The 17,683-nt window shown below is 71.5% G+C and carries 13 protein-coding genes, 1 pseudogene and 1 riboswitch; of the genes and pseudogenes, 8 read left to right on the top strand and 6 right to left on the bottom strand.

Going from position 1 to position 17,683, the window contains the following annotated elements; translation table 11 throughout:
- Positions 1-32 precede the first annotated feature (32 nt).
- Positions 33-3,128, top strand: a complete 3,096-nt coding sequence (locus VA596_RS38425; RefSeq protein ID WP_323333983.1) for an arabinosyltransferase domain-containing protein — start codon at positions 33-35, stop codon at positions 3,126-3,128.
- A 60-nt stretch (positions 3,129-3,188) separates the two neighbouring features.
- Here VA596_RS38425 and VA596_RS38420 read toward each other — a convergent pair whose 3' ends face one another.
- From VA596_RS38420 to VA596_RS38405, 4 genes are read right to left on the bottom strand one after another with little or no spacing between them, the layout of a single operon-like run.
- Positions 3,189-4,679, bottom strand: a complete 1,491-nt coding sequence (locus VA596_RS38420) for a precorrin-2 C(20)-methyltransferase (RefSeq protein WP_323333981.1) — start codon at positions 4,677-4,679, stop codon at positions 3,189-3,191.
- A complete protein-coding gene (locus tag VA596_RS38415) occupies positions 4,676-5,299 on the bottom strand; it encodes a precorrin-8X methylmutase (protein WP_323333980.1) in 624 nt (207 codons plus the stop codon). Before VA596_RS38415 ends, VA596_RS38420 begins: the two co-directional genes overlap by 4 nt.
- Positions 5,296-6,360 carry a precorrin-3B synthase gene (locus VA596_RS38410; protein WP_323333979.1) on the bottom strand — a complete coding sequence of 355 codons (1,065 nt, stop codon included), beginning with the start codon at positions 6,358-6,360 and terminating at the stop codon, positions 5,296-5,298. Before VA596_RS38410 ends, VA596_RS38415 begins: the two co-directional genes overlap by 4 nt.
- Positions 6,361-6,364: 4 nt before the next feature.
- Entirely contained in the window at positions 6,365-6,679 is a 315-nt protein-coding gene (locus tag VA596_RS38405) for a DUF6191 domain-containing protein (protein ID WP_323333977.1), read from the bottom strand.
- Positions 6,680-6,787: 108 nt separating this feature from the next.
- Between VA596_RS38405 and VA596_RS38400 the strand changes: the two genes are divergently transcribed.
- The 4 genes and pseudogenes from VA596_RS38400 (at position 6,788) to VA596_RS50750 (ending at position 9,586) form a co-directional block, all read left to right on the top strand.
- Positions 6,788-7,714, top strand: a complete 927-nt coding sequence (locus VA596_RS38400) for an ABC transporter ATP-binding protein (protein ID WP_323333975.1) — start codon at positions 6,788-6,790, stop codon at positions 7,712-7,714.
- Positions 7,711-8,562: an ABC transporter permease gene (locus VA596_RS38395; protein WP_323333974.1), complete on the top strand. Its 852-nt coding sequence runs from the start codon at positions 7,711-7,713 to the stop codon at positions 8,560-8,562. Before VA596_RS38400 ends, VA596_RS38395 begins: the two co-directional genes overlap by 4 nt.
- A gap of 3 nt (positions 8,563-8,565) precedes the next feature.
- The gene (locus VA596_RS38390) at positions 8,566-8,799 is read left to right on the top strand and encodes a helix-turn-helix transcriptional regulator (protein ID WP_323333972.1); all 234 of its coding nucleotides are present in this window, start codon (positions 8,566-8,568) and stop codon (positions 8,797-8,799) included.
- A gap of 21 nt (positions 8,800-8,820) precedes the next feature.
- Positions 8,821-9,586, top strand: a pseudogene (locus tag VA596_RS50750) (IS5 family transposase).
- Between the two features lie 9 nt (positions 9,587-9,595).
- On the opposite strand, the gene VA596_RS38375 reads toward VA596_RS50750, so the two are convergent.
- Positions 9,596-10,348, bottom strand: coding sequence for a hypothetical protein (locus tag VA596_RS38375; RefSeq protein ID WP_323333969.1), 753 nt, complete (start codon positions 10,346-10,348; stop codon positions 9,596-9,598).
- The gene (locus tag VA596_RS38370) at positions 10,345-10,512 is read right to left on the bottom strand and encodes a hypothetical protein (protein ID WP_323333967.1); all 168 of its coding nucleotides are present in this window, start codon (positions 10,510-10,512) and stop codon (positions 10,345-10,347) included. Before VA596_RS38370 ends, VA596_RS38375 begins: the two co-directional genes overlap by 4 nt.
- Before the next feature lie 146 nt (positions 10,513-10,658).
- Positions 10,659-10,732, top strand: a riboswitch (cobalamin riboswitch).
- A gap of 50 nt (positions 10,733-10,782) precedes the next feature.
- On the opposite strand from VA596_RS38370, the gene cobN reads away from it, so the two are divergent.
- The 3 genes from cobN (at position 10,783) to VA596_RS38355 (ending at position 17,669) form a co-directional block, all read left to right on the top strand.
- Positions 10,783-14,373: a cobaltochelatase subunit CobN gene (gene cobN, locus VA596_RS38365; protein WP_323333966.1), complete on the top strand. Its 3,591-nt coding sequence runs from the start codon at positions 10,783-10,785 to the stop codon at positions 14,371-14,373.
- Between the two features lie 1,231 nt (positions 14,374-15,604).
- Positions 15,605-16,354, top strand: coding sequence for a hypothetical protein (locus tag VA596_RS38360; protein ID WP_323333964.1), 750 nt, complete (start codon positions 15,605-15,607; stop codon positions 16,352-16,354).
- A 106-nt stretch (positions 16,355-16,460) separates the two neighbouring features.
- Positions 16,461-17,669, top strand: coding sequence for a chitinase (locus VA596_RS38355; protein WP_323333962.1), 1,209 nt, complete (start codon positions 16,461-16,463; stop codon positions 17,667-17,669).
- Positions 17,670-17,683 lie beyond the last annotated feature (14 nt).

Here is a 17,683-nt window from a genome sequence, read left to right as displayed (position 1 = left end):
GCGCCTCGGTCTGACCCGTTAGCGTTGCGCCGATGCGTCTGATTGCCGTAGCGCTGGGGTTGCTCTCGGCCTTGTGCGCGCTGGCTTTCCCCTTCCTGCCGGTGGTGCAGGACACGGCGGAGGTCGTCTGGCCGACCGGCAGCGACACCCGCTCCGTCAACGCGCCCTTGACCGGGTACTGGGCCCAGGACCTGCGCGCCGAGCTGCCGTGCGCGGCCATCCGCTCGGTCGACGCCCGCACCAACGGCCCCGGCCTGCTGTTCGCCACCGTGCCCGACGGCCGCACCGACCCGAACGCCGGCAAGGGCGTCGGCCTGCAGCTGCGCGTCGACAACGGCGTGCTGTTCGCCTCCAGCCAGGGCCAGCAGATCGCCCAGCAGCCGCTGCCGGCCGAGAAGTGCGACGTCGAGCTGGACGTCGACGCGACGCAGATGACCCTCGCCGTGGCCGGGACGCCGATCTTCCACACCGGCGGCGACGTCCGGCCGCGTGTGGTCGGCATCTACTCCTCGATCAACTCGGGCAAGGACCCGATCGCCGGGCTGCACGTCTCGGTCGTGCCGGACACGCGCTACCAGACGTCGCCGACCGCGCTGAAGGTCGGCGTCGGCGTGGTCGCGATCCTGTCGCTGATCGGCTGCATGATCGCGGTCTGGCGGCGCGACTCCGGCTTCGCGCGCCGCGCCCCGCGCTGGGCGCCGGTCGGCTGGTGGCGGCTGACGCTGCGGGACGCGACGGTGATCGCCGCGCTCGGCGCGTGGGTCTTCATCGGGCCCGTGACCTCGGACGACGGCTACATCCTGACGATGGCCCGGGTCACCGAGCAGACCGGCTTCCTGACCAACTACCACCGCTGGTTCGGCGTCGCCGAGGCGCCGTTCGGCTGGTTCTACCACGTGTTCGAGCTGATGGCGCACGTCAGCGTGGTGCCGCCGTGGATCCGGCTGCCGTCGTTCCTGCTCGGCGTCCTGTGCTGGCTGCTGATCAGCCGCGAGGTCATGCCGCGCCTGGGCGCCCAGGTCCGCACCAGCCGCCCGGCCAGCTGGGCGGCGGCGACGGTGTTCCTGGTCTGGTGGATGCCCTACAACAACGGCGTCCGCCCGGAACCGGTCGCCGCGCTCGGGTCGCTGCTGGCGATCTGCGCCGTCGAACGCACTCTGGTGACCCGGCGGCTGCTGCCGCTGTGCCTCGGCCTGACCGCGGCCGGGTTCACCCTGGCCGCGACGCCGACCGGGCTGATCGCGGTGGCGCCGTTCCTGGTCGCCGCGCGCCCGCTGTTCAAGCTGGTCCGCCAGCGCGCCAACGAGAACGGCTGGCTGCCGGTGCTCGCGCCGGTCGCCGCGGCCGGGCTGCTGGTGCTGGTCGTGGTGTTCGCCGACCAGACGTTCGCGACGGTCCAGGAGGCGACGCGGATCCGCACGCAGGTCGGCCCCAACCTGTCGTGGTTCCAGGAGCTGGCGCGCTACCAATTGCTGTTCGCCGACCTGCCGGACGGCTCGGCGCCGCGCCGGTTCCCGGTGCTGCTGATCGTGCTGTGCACGGCCACCTGCCTGGTGATGCTGCTGCGCCGCGGCCGCATCCAGGGCGCGTCGCTCGGCCCCGCGCGCCGCCTGATCGGCACGACGGCGTTGTTCTTCCTGCTCCTGGCGCTGACGCCGACGAAGTGGACGCACCACTTCGGCGCGTTCGCCGCGGTCGGGGCGTCGATGGCGGCGTTGACGGCTCTAGCGACCAGTTCGACCGTGCTGCGGTCCAAACGCAACCGCGCCGCGTTCCTCGCCGGGCTGCTGGTCGTCGGCGCGCTGGCCGCGACCGGGCCCAACACGTACTGGTTCGTCTCACGCCTCGGCGTCCAGTGGACGAACGTGGCACCGTCGATCGGCGGCATCGGGCTGTCCACGATCCTGCTGGTAGCGGCCGCGATCGCCGGGATCTACGCGTTCGTCGAGAACGTCCGGGCCCACCGGCCGACCGCCGCGCCCCCGGTGCAGGAAGGCCGGTTGCGCGCGCTGCGGCTCGGGTCGCTGTCGCTGGTGGTGGTGTGCGGACTGGTGGCGGGCGGCGAGTTCGTCACGATGGCGTGGGCGATCCACAACCAGGCCGGCAGCTACAGCCTGGGCGCGGCGAACGTCGGGCACCTGTTCGGCAAGAGCTGCAACCTCTCCGACCACGTGATGGTGGAGCGCGACGCCGCGACGAGCATCCTGCACCCGCAGACCGAGCAGCGCACCGTCGCCGACGAGACCAAGCCGCCGGAGAACTCGCCGCTGCCCAACCCCGACCGCGACAACGGCCGCGTCCAGACCGGCTTCCACACCCGCCCGGTCGACGACAAGGACCCCCTCGCCGAGCCGCCACACGGCTTCACGCCGGAGAACGTGCCGATGTGGTCGAGCTACCTCGACCCGGAGACGCGCGCGGGCCGCCTGCGCAGCGACTGGTACGCGCTGACGGAGAAGCCGGGCGACGGCCAGGTGGTGGTGGCGACCGCGGGCGCGCCCCGGCGGCCGACGTCGGTCAGCCTCGACTACGGCGTCAACACCCCGGAGGGCGTGAAGATCCTGCGCAGCCAGTTCGTGCTGCCGCCGGGTTCGGGCACGGGCGGCTGGAACGACACCCGCATCAACCTGCGCGACCTCCCCGCGGAGACGAACGCGGTGCGCATCAACATCGTCGACAACGACCTCACGGAGGACGGCTGGATCGCCGCGTCGGCCCCGCGCGTCCCGACGTTCACGACGCTGACGGACAAGATCGGCTCGAAGCCGGTGTACATCGACTGGCCGGCGTCGTTCGTGTACCCGTGCGCCCAGCCGGTGACGTCCCACGACGGGATCTCCCAGGTCCCGGAGTACCGCATCACGGCGGGCGGCCTGGCGGACGAGGCGGAGTGGGCGTCCTCGACGAACGGCGGCCCGATCGGCTGGCTGGAGGAGCTGGCGGAGGAGCCCGAGGTGCCGAGCTACCTGATCGGCCAGCCGAGCCAGTCGTGGGGCCAGCTGCTGCAGATCGAGCCGTTCACCGAAGGCATCGCGCCGACGGTGATCCACGGCGAAAAAACCGTCCCGGGCTGGTGGTCACCGGGGCCGGGGCCGAGCCAGCCCAACGGCAAGGACCCCACCCGCTGAGGTTGTCCGTGAAGGCCACATCGAGGGACTCTGAGTCCCTCAATGTGGCCTTCACGGATTTCAGTAGCTGCGGGGCGTCCAGACGATGCCGTTCTCCGCGCGGGTCCGCGAAGAGCCCACGATCAGCAGGCAGCGCATGTCCACAGTGGACGGGTCCAGGTCGCCCAGCGTCGTGATCCGGATGTTCTCCTCCGGGCCGCCGACGTCGCGGGCCACCACCACCGGGGTCGACGGCAACCGGTGCCGCAGCAGGACCGCGCGGGCGTCGGCCAGCTGGGTCGTGCGGGTGCGAGAGGCCGGGTTGTACAGCGCCAGCACCAGGTCCGCCTCCGCCGCCGCGGACAGGCGGCGTTCGATGATCTCCCACGGCTTGAGCCGGTCCGACAGCGAGAGCACGCAGTAGTCGTGGCCCAGCGGGGCGCCCACCCGGGACGCCGCCGCCTGGGCCGCCGTCACGCCCGGGACGATCCGGACGCGCACCCCGGCGCCGTGGCCCGCGGACACCTGCTCCAGCACCGCCGACGCCATCGCGAACACCCCCGGGTCGCCCGAGGACACCACGGCCACCCGCGCACCGGAAGCCGCCAGCGCCAAGGCATCGCGAGCGCGGTCGGCCTCCACCCGGTTGCCCGACGCGTGCCGCTGCTGGCCCGCCTTCTGCGGCACCCGCGCCACGTACGGGCCGTACCCGACGATGTGGTCCACCGCTGACAGCTCCGCCGAAGCCTCCGGAGTCAGCCACTCCGGGCCCGCCGGGCCCAGGCCGACGACGACCACCTCGCCGCCGGAAACGACCTCAGGCGCGGAAACAGCGGGAGACTGACGGGACGCGTAAGCCGGCGAAGGCAGCAACGCCAGCGAAAAATAAGGTACCGAAGCGGGATCCACCGAAGCCAGCGGCGAAATCCGCTGCTCCCCCCACGTCGCGCGCTCGATGTAGAACGCGTCGTCCAGCTTTCCGGCCTCCGCCAACGCCTCCCGCACCGAACCGAACGTCCGCCCCAGCTTCACGACCGCCGCCGCGTCCGTGTCGGCCAGGCGCCGCGCCAGTTCCGGCGCGGGCAGCGTGCCCGGCAGGATCGTCAGCACCTCGTCGCGCTGGACCAGGGGGCGGCCGAGCACCGAGGACGCCGCGCTCACCGACGTCACCCCCGGCACGACCACCGCGCGGAACCGGCCGGAAAGCCGTTCGTGCATGTACATGTACGAGCCGTAGAAGAACGGGTCGCCTTCGCAGAGCACGACGACGTCGCGGCCCGCGTCGAGGTGCTCGGCCAGCCGTTTCGCGCTCAGCTCGTAGAAGTCGGCGATCGCGCCCTCGTAGCCGCCCGGGTGGTCGGTCGTCTCGGTCGTGACCGGGTAGACGAGCTTCTCCTCGACCTGCCCCTCACGCAGGTACGGCTCGGCCACCGACCGCGCGATGCTCCGGCCGTGCCGCGCGCAGTGGTACGCGATCACCGAGGCTTCCGAGATCAGCCGCGCGGCCTTGACCGTCATCAGTTCCGGGTCGCCGGGGCCGAGCCCGACGCCGTACAGCGTGCCAGTGCTCATTCTTCCGCGCTCGCGAGCGCGTTGATCGCGGCGACGGCCATCGCGCTGCCGCCCCGGCGTCCGTGGACCACCAGATAGGGCGCCGGTGCCCGCTTGGCCAATTCCACTTTGGACTCCATCGCGCCGACGAACCCGACCGGCACGCCGATGATCGCCGCGGGGGCGCCGACGCCTTCGTCGAGGATCTCCAGCAACCGGAACAACGCCGTCGGGGCGTTGCCGATCGCGACGACCGAGCCGGGCAGCTTGTCGCGCCACAGTTCCAGGGCCGCCGCCGAACGCGTCGTGCCCATCCGCTCGGCCAGCGACGGCACGCTGGGGTCCGACAGCGTGCAGACGACCTCGTTGCCCGCGGGGAGACGACGCCGGGTGACGCCGCTCGCGATCATCTGCGCGTCGCACAGGATCGGCGCGCCCGCCTCCAGCGCGGCACGGCCGGACTCGACGACGTCGAGGGTGTAACGCAGGTCGTCGACCAGATCGACCATGCCGCAGGCGTGGATCATCCGGACCGCCAGGCCGGCCACGTCGCCGGGCAGGATCGCCAGGTCCGCCTCCTCGCGGATCGTGGCGAACGAGTGCCGGTAGATCTCGGCACCGTCCCGCAGGTAGTCGATCACAGGGTTCCTTTCAGCTCGTCGAACGGCACCCACCGGCCGTCGACCCGGTAGCCGCCCGCCTCGGCGACAACGTCCACATGGGACTGTGACGGCCTCCCGCACCGCCGTTCACAGCCCGAAAAATGGGCGCGCAGGCCGGGCCGGAAGACGGCGTCGGCGCGGACGTCGGCGCGCGACTTCGCGCAGCCCGGACGTCCGATGCACGCGCTGGTCCCGAGCGGCTCGCCGCCGAAACCCAGCCGCTCGAAGACGTCGGCGGGCACGTCCGGCAGCACCAGGGACTTCCACGGCGTGACCACCGCCGGCCCGAAGGACGCCAGCGCGCGCACGTCGTCGGCCGTCAGCTGCCCGAACCGCGGGACCACGCCCGCGGCGGACGCCGAGATCATCCCGGCCGGCACCGGAACGTCCGCACGCGGAACCGGCGTCCCGCGCCACGCCGGGTCGTCCAACTCCGCGACGCGCCAGGCTGATCCGCGCACCCGAAGGAACTCCAGCGCGACGTCGATCAGCACCGGGACAGCGTCGGACAGCGAAACCCGGCGGCCGATATCGCCGCCCGCGAGCAGCAAAGTCCCCGAGGACGGACCGGTCGCGCGCCAGCAGACGTCGGCGCCCTCCCCGGCGACGTCACCGCGGCCGTCGTCGAAAGCGAAAAGGAACCGTCCAGGCAGCGACGCCAGTTCCGGCGTCGCACACAACCGCCGGTCCAGCGACGAAGCCAGGCCACGGACGTCGGCGAGGCCACCGTGAAGCCCGCTCAACGGCGAGGCCAGCACGTTCCGGACCCGCTCGTGCGACGGCGAGGGCAGCAGTCCCGCGTCGGTCAGCCGGGCCGCGAGGCCGGGCCGGGTGACGCCGCGCAGCTGGACGTTGCCCCGCGAGGTGAGGTGGAGGTCGCCGTCGCCGCACGCCTGCGCGCAGTCGGCCAGCGCGCGCAGCTGCGCGGCGGAAACCGCACCGCCCGGCAGCCGGACCCGCGCCAACGGGCCGTCCGCGGCGTCGTGAGTGGCGAAAACACCGGGGCACGCGTCGGCTCGCACACGCGCGTGGGTCGGCATGGGATCACTGTAACTCGCGGTTCTCCGGTTCCCGAGAGGCCGGACGCGGGCGCAGGACGGCGGTTCCGGCGTCCAGGTCCACGTCACGCCGGGGAGGCGCGCCGTCGGCGTCCTGCTCGATCAGCATCGACATGGTTTCCCGGTGTTCCAGCTCACGCCGCTTGGTGCCGTAGAGGAACGCGGTGGTCTCTTCGATGTAGGTCGCGGACAGCCGCGCCTTGAACCGCGAGCCGTTCTTGCGCGGCCGCAGCTCGATCGCGGCCACGACCAGCAGGATCACCACGCCGCCCGGAAGGGCCAGCCCCAGCCAAGTTCCCATGCCCGGCGAACCGGATGACCGCCGGTCAAGTTCCGGGTGCCGTAGAAGTCACGTCGAATGTAGTAGGTGTGCTACATTTCGTCGCATCAGTCAGATGGGGGTCAGACCATGAGAGATCCAGGGGACCCCGCCGTCCGCGTGCGCGGGCTGCGGATGCGCTACGGCGCGAACGACGTCCTGCACGGCGTCGAGTTCGAGGCCTGCCGGGGCGAGGTCGTCTGCCTGCTCGGGCCGAACGGCGCGGGCAAGACGACGACGATCGAGATCCTCGAAGGCTTCCGGATGCGGTCGGCCGGCGAGGTGAGCGTGCTGGGCGTCGACCCGGCGCACGGCGGCGAGGACTGGCGGGCGCGCCTGGGGGTCGTGCTCCAGTCCTGGCGCGACCACGGGAAGTGGCGCGTCCGCGAGCTGCTCGCCCACCTCGGCCGGTACTACGCGCCGTACTCGACGCCGTCGGCCGCCCGGCCGTGGGACGCCGACGAGCTGATGGCGACGGTGGGGCTCACCGAGCACGCGCGGAAGAAGATCAAGAACCTTTCCGGTGGCCAGCGACGGCGGCTCGACGTCGCGATCGGCATCGTCGGCCGTCCGGAGCTGCTGTTCCTCGACGAGCCGACCGCGGGCTTCGACCCGGAGGCCCGGCGCGAGTTCCACGAGCTGGTGCACCGGCTGTCCGACGAGCTCGACACCACGATCCTGCTGACCACGCACGACCTCGACGAGGCCGAGAAGCTGGCCGACCGGATCCTCATCCTCAACGGCGGCCGGATCATCGCCGACGGTTCGGCCGACGCGCTCAGCCGCCAGATCGCCGGCGAGGCCGAGGTCCGCTGGACGGTCGACGGCCAGCGCTTCGTCCACTCGACGACCGAAGCCACGAAGTACGTCCACGACCTGTTCAAGCAGCACGGCGAGGCCGTGGCCGACCTGGAGGTCCGCTGCGCGTCACTGGAGGACACCTACATGACGCTCGTCCACCGCGCCGAAACCGGCGGCGAAACCGAGCTCGGCCTCCAGGAAGCAGGTGCGCGATGAACCCCAGGACCGCCGCTTTGCGCTCCGGACTGCAGCGCGGCTGGATCGAGTTCAAGCAGACCTGGACCAACCCGGACGACGTGATCGGCCAGTTCGTCTTCGTCGTGCTCTTCCTCGGCGCGCTCTTCTTCATGCGCAACGCGACGCTGCCCGGCACCGGGTTCTCGCTCGGCGCGGCCAGCGTGCCCGGCGTCCTCGGCGCCGGGATCGTGTTCAGCGGGCTGAGCTCCTCGGCCGGCTACCTGGCCGTCGAGCGCGAAGACGGCACGCTGCTGCGCGCGAAGGCCACCCCGAACGGCATGCTCGGCTACCTGACCGGGAAGACGACGTCGGTTTCGCTCGCCCAGGTCACCAGCCTGCTGCTGACGCTGGTCCCCTGCCTGTTCCTCTACCCGTCGCTCGCGCCCGGCGGCGCCTGGTCGTACCTGCACCTGGTGTGGGTCCTGGCGCTGGGGCTGGTCGCGACCCTGCCGCTCGGGGCCGCGCTGGGGTCGCTCGCCGGCAGTCCCCGGGCCATCGGGCTGATCACCATGCCGGTCCTCGGGCTGGGCGCGATCTCGGGGATCTTCTACCCGATCACGGCGCTGCCGGTCTGGGTGCAGTACCTCGGCCAGGTGTTCCCGATGTACTGGCTGGGCCTGGGCATGCGCTCGGCCCTGCTGCCGGAGAGCACGGTGGTCGTCGAGATCGGCCAGTCGTGGCGGACGTTGCCGACCCTCGGCGTGCTCGCCGCGTGGGCCGTGATCGGATTGGCGCTGGCCCCGGTCCTGCTGCGCCGCATGGCGCGGCGGGAAGCGGGATCGTCGCTGGCGCAACGCCGGGAGAAGGCCATGCAGCGTGTGGGGTGAGTCATGAGCGAGGTCGTCTACAACCGGATCGCGATGCTGCGCGCGGAACGGTCGATCTCGCGCCGCGAGCTGGCCGACGCGCTGGGCGTGCACTACCAGACGATCGGCTACCTCGAGCGCGGCGAGTACAGCCCGAGCCTCTACCTGGCGCTGCGGATCGCGGACTTCTTCGAGGTCACCGTCGAGGTCCTGTTCTCGACGAAGCCGTTCCCCCGGCTGGGAGAGCGGTCCGCCTAAGGGACCGATGAGCAGTGGCAGGTGATCGAGCCGTCGCTGCCGGCATCGGGAGCAACGGAACGCCCGCGAGTCGATGACCGGCGGGTGATCAACGGGATGTTGTTCAAGGCCAAGACCGGGGTGGCCTGGCGGGATCTGCCGGAACGGTACGGCCGTGGAAAACGGTCTGCAACCGGTTCTGGCGCTGATCACGCACCGGCACCCGGTCGGTCCTGGTGGCACAAGTCCGGGTGGTCGCCGAGGCAATCGACGAACTCGACCGCGAGGTCTCGGTCGACTCCAGCATCGTGCGGCGTATCAGCACGCTGCCGGCGCCCGCCGGATGACCGGGTCCGAGGCGGGGGGCCGGGGGAAAGCGCGCTCGTGCGGCGGGCACAGCGAGCCAGGTGATCATGCCATCGGTAGGTCCCGTGGTGGACCCACCACCAAGATCCACCTCGCCTGCGACGGTCACGGACGGCCCTTGTCGATCGTGCTGACCGGCGGCGACGTCAACGACTGCACGATGTTCACCAGGTCATGGCCGGGATCGAGTTCCGTCGACCGGGTCTGGGCCGTCCGCCGACCATTCCCGAACGCCGTGATCAGCAGGCCAAACCGGCTGTGCCGAGGTCGGGTCGGCGGGCGACCACCGGCCTTCGACCGCACCATCTACCGACGCCGCAACATCGTCGAACGCTGCTTCACCCGCCTCGAACAGTTCCGCGCCATCGCCACTCGGTTCGACAAGACGGCTATCTCCTACCGAGGGATGATCGATCCGGCCATGCTGCTCACCTGGCTTTGAGGACAGACCCTAGGGCTTGCGGAGGTCGGCGTCCAGCAGCGCGCGGACGACGTCGGCGCGGCGGGTCTCGCGGACCGTCCGGCTGAGCTCGACGTGCAGGAACGGCGTGCCCGCGGCGGCCTGGCTCTGGACGTTCGTCGTCCCGGCCAGGCCGCGGCAGGGCTCGTCCCAGGCGCGGCAGACGCGGAACCCGGCGGCGGCGAACCGGTCGGCCGCCCGGCGGGCCGCGTCGCCGGCCTCGGCGGCGCCGGCCGAGAGCACGACGTCGGCCGAGGTCAGGGTGGTGTCGCCGAAGCCGTGGAGCTGGACCTGCGGCAGGCCGCGCCGGGCGAGCAGCGTCGTCACGACGTGGAAGACGCTGCGGGTTTCGTGCGCGGGGTCCTCACGGCGCCGGTGGGCACCGCAGATCGCGAGGACGGCGCCGGGCACCTGCCGGAAGAGGGCGAGCCCAATCCGGTCGGTCCGCAGGTCGGACGACGCGTGCGGCACCTCGACGACCAGCGACGGTGGCGCCGACCGGTCGACCGCGTAGAGCCCCCAGGCGCGCTCGGTGCCGGGCTCCTGCACCGCCAGGGTGTCACCCTCGACGGAAAACCCCAGCTCACCGAGGTCGTGGGACCGGTGGTCGAGGAAGGCGGCGAACCCGCTCTCGGCGGTCCGGAGCTCGGCCGGGGTCGGCACGCGGTACGGCTGACGAGCCGACTGCGCGGCCGTGAAGCCGCGCAGGAGGGAGTCCACACCGCCGGGTCGTGAGCCGCTCACCGCTTGACGTCGATCTCCACCCGGGGCCAGGGGACGACGCGGATCCGGATGCGGACGTCGCGCTCCGCGGCGAGGATCTTGTGGACCAGCGCCAGGACGATTCCCGCGGTGCAGGTCAGCAGGACGAGCGTCAACGCCACGAACCCCCACGGAACGGTGGTCACGTGAACTCCTCGGACCGCCCGGTTGACAGGATCCCCACCCCGGCGCGGCGGTCGATGCGCTGTTCCCACCATAGCCGCACACGTCACCTTGACGCCACGCCCGGGCGCACCGGAGAGTGAGTCCGATACCCACGCGTCGGCAGGTGGAGGAACCCGGTGAGAGTCCGGGGCGGTCCCGCCACTGTCACCGGAGAGCCCGCTCTCCGGAAGCCAGGAACTCCGGCCGGCGCACCCGCACTACCCGGGGCGCGGACCCCGAGGAGGAACCTCGTGATCCTGCTTCTGTCCACTTCGGACACCGACCTGCTCAGCGCCCGCTCGTGCGACGCCGAATTCCGGCTGGGCAACCCGTCACGCCTGGACCTCGCCGAGCTGCCCGCCCTGCTCGAGGGCGTGCGCATCGCGGTCGTCCGCATCCTCGGCACCCCGCGGACCTGGCAGGAGGGCCTGGACACGCTGCGGGCGTCGGGCGCGCACGTCGTCGTCCTCGGCGGGGAGCAGACGCCGGACGCGGAGCTGATGAAGCTCTCGACCGTCCCGGCGGGCATCGCCGCCGAGGCCCACGCCTACCTCGCGCAGGGCGGCCCGGCGAACCTCACGCAGCTGCACCGGTTCCTCTCCGACACGCTCCTGCTCACCGGCGACGGCTTCGAGCCGCCCGCCGAGCAGCCCGGCTGGGGCGTGCTCGACCGGCCTTCGCCGAAGACGGACGGCCCGGTCGTCGGGATCCTCTACTACCGGGCGCACCACCTGTCCGGGAACACGGCGTTCGTGCACACGCTCGCCGACCAGATCGAGGCCGCGGGCGGGCGCGCGTTGCCGATCTTCACCGCTTCGCTGCGGACGCGCGAGCCGGCGATGATGGCCGAGCTGGGCAAGGTCGACGCGCTGCTGGTCACCGTGCTGGCGGCGGGCGGCACCAAGCCGTCCGAGGTGGGCGCCGGGGGCGACGACGAGGCCTGGGACGTCGCCGAGATGGCCGCGCTCGACGTCCCGATCCTGCAGGCGCTGTGCCTGACCAGCGACCGCGAGACGTGGGCGGCCAGCGACGACGGCCTCTCCCCGCTCGATGCGGGCAACCAGATGGCCGTCCCGGAGTTCGACGGGCGGCTGATCACCGTGCCGTTCTCGTTCAAGGAGCTGGACCAGGACGGGCTGCCGCGCTACGTCCCGGACGCCGAGCGCGCGTCCCGCGTCGCCCGCATCGCGCTGGCGCACGCCCGGCTGCGGCACACGCCGGCGTCCGAGCGGCGGATCGCGCTGATGCTGTCCGCGTACCCGACGAAGCACTCGCGCGTCGGCAACGCGGTCGGGCTGGACACGCCCGCGTCGGCCATCGAACTGCTGCGGCGGATGCGCGAGCTGGGCTACGACCTGGGCGAGGACGCGTTCCCGGGCGTCGAGCCGACCGGCACCGACCAGCCCGACGGCGACGCCCTGATCCACGCGCTGATCGCCGCCGGCGGCCAGGACCCGGAGTGGCTGACCGAGGAGCAGCTGGCCGGCAACCCGATCCGGGTGCCCGCCGCGCGCTACCTCTCGTGGTTCGAGGAGCTGCCGGCGGAGCTGCGCGAAGGCATCGAAGGGCATTGGGGCCCGGCGCCGGGCGAGCTGTACGTCGACAACGGCGACATCGTGCTGGCGTCGCTGAAGAGCGGCAACGTGATCATCATGATCCAGCCGCCGCGCGGGTTCGGCGAGAACCCCGTCGCGATCTACCACAACCCGGACCTGCCGCCGAGCCACCACTACCTGGCCGCCTACCGCTGGCTGGAGGAGGAGTTCGGCGCGCACGCCGTCGTCCACCTGGGCAAGCACGGGTCGCTGGAATGGCTGCCGGGCAAGACGGCCGGGCTCTCGACGTCGTGCGCGCCCGACGCCGTGCTCGGGAACCTGCCGCTGGTGTACCCGTTCCTGATCAACGACCCCGGCGAAGGCGCGCAGGCCAAACGGCGGGCGCACGCGACGATCGTCGACCACCTGATCCCGCCGATGGCGCGCGCCGAGTCGTACGGCGACATGGCGCGGCTGGAGCAGCTGCTCGATGAGCACGCGAACATCGCGGCGATGGACCCGGCGAAGCTGCCCGCGGTGCGCGCGCAGATCTGGACGCTGATCCAGGCCGCGAAGCTGGACCACGACCTCGGCGTCGAGCAGCGGCCGCACGACGCGGAGTTCGACGACTTCCTGCTGCACATCGACGGCTGGCTCTGCGAGGTCAAGGACGCCCAGATCCGCGACGGCCTGCACGTCCTCGGCGCGGCGCCCACCGGCGAGGCGCGCGTCAACCTGGTGCTGGCGATGCTGCGCGCGCAGCAGGTCTGGGGCGGCAAGCAGGGCGCACTCCCGGGATTGCGATCGGCGTTGGGGCTCAAGGAGAACTCCGACGCGCCGACGTCCGAAGTGGACAAGATCGAGAAGACGGCCCGCTCGCTGGTCGAGGCGATGGAGTGGCGCTCCTGGGACGTCACGGCCGTGCGCGGCATCGTCGAAGACAAGCTCGGCGGCCCGGACGAGCAGGTCCGGCTGATCCTGGAGTTCGCGGCCAACGAGATCGTGCCGCGGCTGGCCGCGACCACGGGCGAGCTGGACGCGATCCTGCACGCGCTGGACGGCGGGTACATCCCGGCCGGGCCGAGCGGATCGCCGTTGCGCGGGCTGGTCAACGTGCTGCCGACCGGCCGGAACTTCTACACGGTCGACCCGAAGGCGATCCCGAGCCGGCTGGCGTGGGAGACCGGGCAGGCGCTGGCGGACTCGCTGCTGCGCCGCTACCGCGAGGACACCGGCGACTGGCCGCGCTCGGTCGGGCTGTCGGTGTGGGGCACGTCGGCGATGCGGACGTCCGGCGACGACGCGGCGGAGGTCCTGGCGCTGCTGGGCGTCCAGCCGGTGTGGGACGAGGCGTCCCGGCGCGTCACGGGCATCGAGGCGATCCCGCTGGCCGAGCTGGGCCGGCCGCGCATCGACGTCACGATCCGCATCAGCGGCTTCTTCCGCGACGCCTTCCCCCACGTCATCACGATGATGGACGACGCGGTGCGGCTGGTGGCTTCGCTGGACGAGCCTGCGTCCGAGAACTTCGTCCGGGCGCACGTCGCCGACGACCTGGCCGCGCACGGCGATTCGCGGCGCGCGACGACCCGGATCTTCGGCTCGAAACCGGGCGCGTACGGCGCCGGGCTGCTGCCCCTGATGGAGTCCGGGAACTGGCGCGACGACAAGGACCTCGCCGAGGTGTACGCGGTCTGGGGCGGTTTCGCCTACGGCCGCGACCTCGACGGGCGGCCGGCGCGCGAGGACATGGAGAGCTCGTACAAGCGGATCGTGGTGGCGGCGAAGAACACCGACACCCGCGAGCACGACATCGCCGACTCGGACGACTACTTCCAGTACCACGGCGGCATGATCGCGACGGTCCGCGCGCTGACCGGCACGGCCCCGGCGTCGTACGTGGGCGACAGCACGACACCCGACGCCGTCCGCACCCGCACGCTGGGCGAGGAGACGGCCCGGGTGTTCCGCGCCCGCGTGGTGAACCCCCGCTGGCTGGCGGCGATGCGGCGCCACGGTTACAAGGGCGCGTTCGAGCTGGCGGCCACGGTGGACTACCTGTTCGGCTTCGACGCGACGGCCGGCGTGGTCGGCGACTGGATGTACGAAAAGCTGACCGAGTCGTACGTCCTGGACGAAACCAACCAGGAGTTCCTGCGCCAGGCCAACCCCTGGGCGCTGCGCGGAATCGTGGAGCGCCTGAACGAGGCGGCGAACCGCGGCCTGTGGGAGGAACCGGACCCCGAGCTGCTGGCGCAGATGCGCGAGGTCTACCTGTCCCTGGAGGGCGATCTCGAGTCGGAGTAACGCGCAACCGCCTCGCGCGACTTCTCCAGCATGCCCGACGTCGAACTCCCGGCCGCGATCGAGGACATCGCGAACCGGGTGTTCGAGCGGCAGGAGTTCAAGCACTACCAGGCCCACCAGGACGTCATCGTCGAGCGCCTCCTCGCCGAGCACGCCGCGTCGATCGAAGTCGCGACGTCGATCGACCGGACCGCTTACGAGGAGGCGTTGCGGCTGGCGACCGCGGCGGCCGAGGTGCGCATCCGACGTTCGAACACGCGCCTTGTCCTGCTCGGGCTGACGGCCGCGCTGGCCGCGGCGTTCGCCGTGTTCGCCAGGGACGATTTGACGGCGGCGCTGTCCGACGTCCTTCACCTCGACCCGCCGCGCACCTGGATCGGCCGCAACACCGGTGGCCTGGAGTTCGGCGGCTGGCTCCTCGTCGGCCTGTGCCTGGTCGCCCTGTCGGGGCAGTGGGCGCGGCGGCGGACGGCCCTGGCCGCGATCATGCGGCCGGCCACGACGGCGGCCAGCACCCTGGCCCGTTCGACGGCCGCGGCCGTGCAGGAGGCCGTCGCGACGTCGATCAACAACGAACTGGGCCCTCAAGGAATCATCGCGTTCCCCACCCACGCCCCGCGGCTGGTCGAGCTGGACGTCACCCAGGTCCGCCAGTCGGCGACCGCGGCCTACGTCAAGGAGTTCATCCTCGAGCACGAGTCGTCGGCGATCGGCCTCGCGGGCACCCGCGGCTCCGGGAAATCGACGGTCATGAGGGCGCTGCAGAGCGACCCGGCGATGGCGGGACCGATGGTCGTCGTGCCGTCGCCGGTGCGCTACGACTCCGGGGAGTTCATCCGGCTGCTGCTGGCTGAAGTCGCCCGGGCCGTCGTCGGCACGCGGCCCGCCGGGCTGGCCTACCGGCTGGCGGACCGCCTCACGCTCAAGCGACAGGGGGTCATCGCGATCTCCTGGTTCCTGATCGCCCTCGCCCTCAGCCTGATCACTCCCGCCGGTGCCACGATCATCGTCGCCGCGCTCCTGCTGTTCCTCATCTGGGTTCAAGGCGTCAAGGTCGCCAAACGCTTCGATGCGCACGCGCAGAAGCCCCACGTGAAACTGGCCGCGGAACTGCTCCGCGACCTCCGCTGGGAGACCGAACGGGCGACCGCCGGCAAGAACGTCCTGAAGCTCCAGTCGTTCTGGGAGTCGAGCCGGGAAAGCGTTCGCGGCCTTCAGCGAGGACGAACGCATGGTCGTGTGCATCGACGAGCTCGACTCTTTCGAGCGCCGCGGGCTCGCCGGGCGGGACGCGTTCGACTCGTCCTTCGACACGGTGATCCACACCCGCCGGCTGACGCTGGACGAGTCGCTGGACGTCATCCGGGCGCGCGCCACCGGGTTTCCGCCGATCGTCGCGATGCTCTGCCACGCCTGGTCCGGCGGGCTGGCCCGGGACCTGTTGCGCAGCGCGAGAGCGGCGGTGGAGCTGCAGCGGCGCACCCCACTGACCCCGCTGAGCATCGACACGATCATCGCCGCCCTGGTGTTCGACGACCTCGCCGGCGCGATCAGCGCGTCGATGCGCAGCCTGGACCCCGGCGACGGCCAAGTCGACGCGCTCTGGGCGTTGCAGCAGGCCCTGGACACCGCGCGCGACGGCGACGGCGACCGCGCGATGGAGGCCGCGACCGCGATCGAGGGTCTCACGTCGCCCGTCCTCAAGGCGCTCCACTCGAAGGCGAGGCTTGGGCTGTCCCTGCTCCGGCTGGCCCGCGTCGCCCGGACCCTGCCGAACTACTGGGTGGAGGACGGCCCGGCGCTGCCGGAGGTGCGCAAGGCCGCCGACGACCACGCGACGGCCGTCGCGGCGCTGAACGAGCCCGCCCCGGTGCACGAGTCCGCGGTCCGGAAGGCTGTCCGGGACTTCGATCGGCTCCCCGCCCCGAACGGTCACCAGGGACATCCGGCCCCCGCAGCAGCGACCATTCAGGCAACATAAAAGGGATATCGGGGTGATTTCGCCCGTAACCCCGGCTTTCTCTTGACTTTGAAATGGTCTAGTCCAATGATCTGTCCACCCTCGAACCCCACCGGGAGGACAGATCATGCGCAGAAGCAGACTGGCCGCCGTCGGGCTCGCCGCCGCCACCTTCATCGGTACAGCAGTGAGTCTCGTGATCGGCGCGCCCTCCGCGACAGCGGCGCTGGGCAACAACTGGTACGCCGCGGCGCCGTATCTGATGCCCGTGAGCAACAATCCACCCGACCCGATCACCGTGATGAACGCGACCGGGCTCAAGGCGTTCCAGCTGGCGTTCATCCTGGCGCCCAACGGCGGCGGCTGCAGCCCGACCTGGGACGGCACCAACGCCGTCTCGTCCGACACCACCGTCGCGAACGTGATCTCCCGCATCCGCGCCAACGGCGGTGACGTGTCGGTGTCCGTCGGCGGTTACGGCGGCACGAAGCTCGGCCAGACCTGCGGGAACGTGGCCGCGACCGCCGCCGCCTACCAGCAGGTCATCGCGAAGTACTCGCTCAAGGCGATCGACTTCGACCTCGAAGAGCCCGAGTACGAAAACACCGCGGCCATCGCCAACGAGCTCGGCGCGGCGAAGACGTTGCAGGCCAACAACCCCGGCCTGTTCGTGTCGGTGACCATGCCGGGCACCGCGGCCGGCACCGGCTGGTTCGGCACGCAGCTGCTTGACCAGGCGAAGTCGATCGGCTTCTCCCCCAACAACTTCTCGATCATGCCGTTCGACGGCGGGTTCAACGGCGGTTCCTCGCAGGTGTCCGCGCTGGAGGCCCTGCACGGCCTGCTGATGTCGCACATGGGCTGGGACAGCGCGACGGCGTACTCGCACGAGGGCTTCTCCGGCATGAACGGCAAGTCGGACGCCTCGGAGATGTTCTACACGTCGGACTTCCAGACGGTGTACGACTACGCGACCAGCCACGGCCTGGGCCGCTTCACGTTCTGGTCGGTCAACCGCGACCGTGCCTGCGTCGGCACCACCGACAACGGCGTCTGCAGCAACGTGCCGCAGAACGACTGGGACTTCTCGAAGTTCAGCGTCCGCTTCGCCGGGGCCACCCCGCCCCAGACGACGCCGACGACCACCCCGACGACGCCGACCACCCCGGGCGGCGGCTCCTGCACGGCGGCGGAGTGGGATCGCACCAAGGTCTACGTGAAGGACGACGTGGTCAAGCACAACAGCCACAAGTTCACCGCGAAGTGGTGGACCCAGGGCGAAGAGCCCGGGACGACCGGTGAGTGGGGCGTCTGGGTCGACAACGGCGCCTGCTGAGCTCGTTCTTTTGG

The organism is Amycolatopsis heterodermiae (genome assembly GCF_034929455.1).
GTDB classification, from domain to species: Bacteria; Actinomycetota; Actinomycetes; order Mycobacteriales; family Pseudonocardiaceae; genus Amycolatopsis; species Amycolatopsis heterodermiae.
This window is presented reverse-complemented; position numbering and strand designations above follow the sequence as displayed.

Coding starts and splice junctions, on each gene's coding strand:
- VA596_RS38355 (WP_323333962.1), top strand. CDS start 16,461: ATGCGCAGAAGCAGACTGGCCGCCGTCGGGCTCGCCGCCGCCACCTTC.
- VA596_RS38390 (WP_323333972.1), top strand. CDS start 8,566: ATGAGCGAGGTCGTCTACAACCGGATCGCGATGCTGCGCGCGGAACGG.
- VA596_RS38395 (WP_323333974.1), top strand. CDS start 7,711: ATGAACCCCAGGACCGCCGCTTTGCGCTCCGGACTGCAGCGCGGCTGG.
- VA596_RS38420 (WP_323333981.1), bottom strand. CDS start 4,679: ATGAGCACTGGCACGCTGTACGGCGTCGGGCTCGGCCCCGGCGACCCG.
- VA596_RS38410 (WP_323333979.1), bottom strand. CDS start 6,360: ATGCCGACCCACGCGCGTGTGCGAGCCGACGCGTGCCCCGGTGTTTTC.
- VA596_RS38360 (WP_323333964.1), top strand. CDS start 15,605: ATGGTCGTGTGCATCGACGAGCTCGACTCTTTCGAGCGCCGCGGGCTC.
- VA596_RS38425 (WP_323333983.1), top strand. CDS start 33: ATGCGTCTGATTGCCGTAGCGCTGGGGTTGCTCTCGGCCTTGTGCGCG.
- VA596_RS38405 (WP_323333977.1), bottom strand. CDS start 6,679: ATGGGAACTTGGCTGGGGCTGGCCCTTCCGGGCGGCGTGGTGATCCTG.
- VA596_RS38400 (WP_323333975.1), top strand. CDS start 6,788: ATGAGAGATCCAGGGGACCCCGCCGTCCGCGTGCGCGGGCTGCGGATG.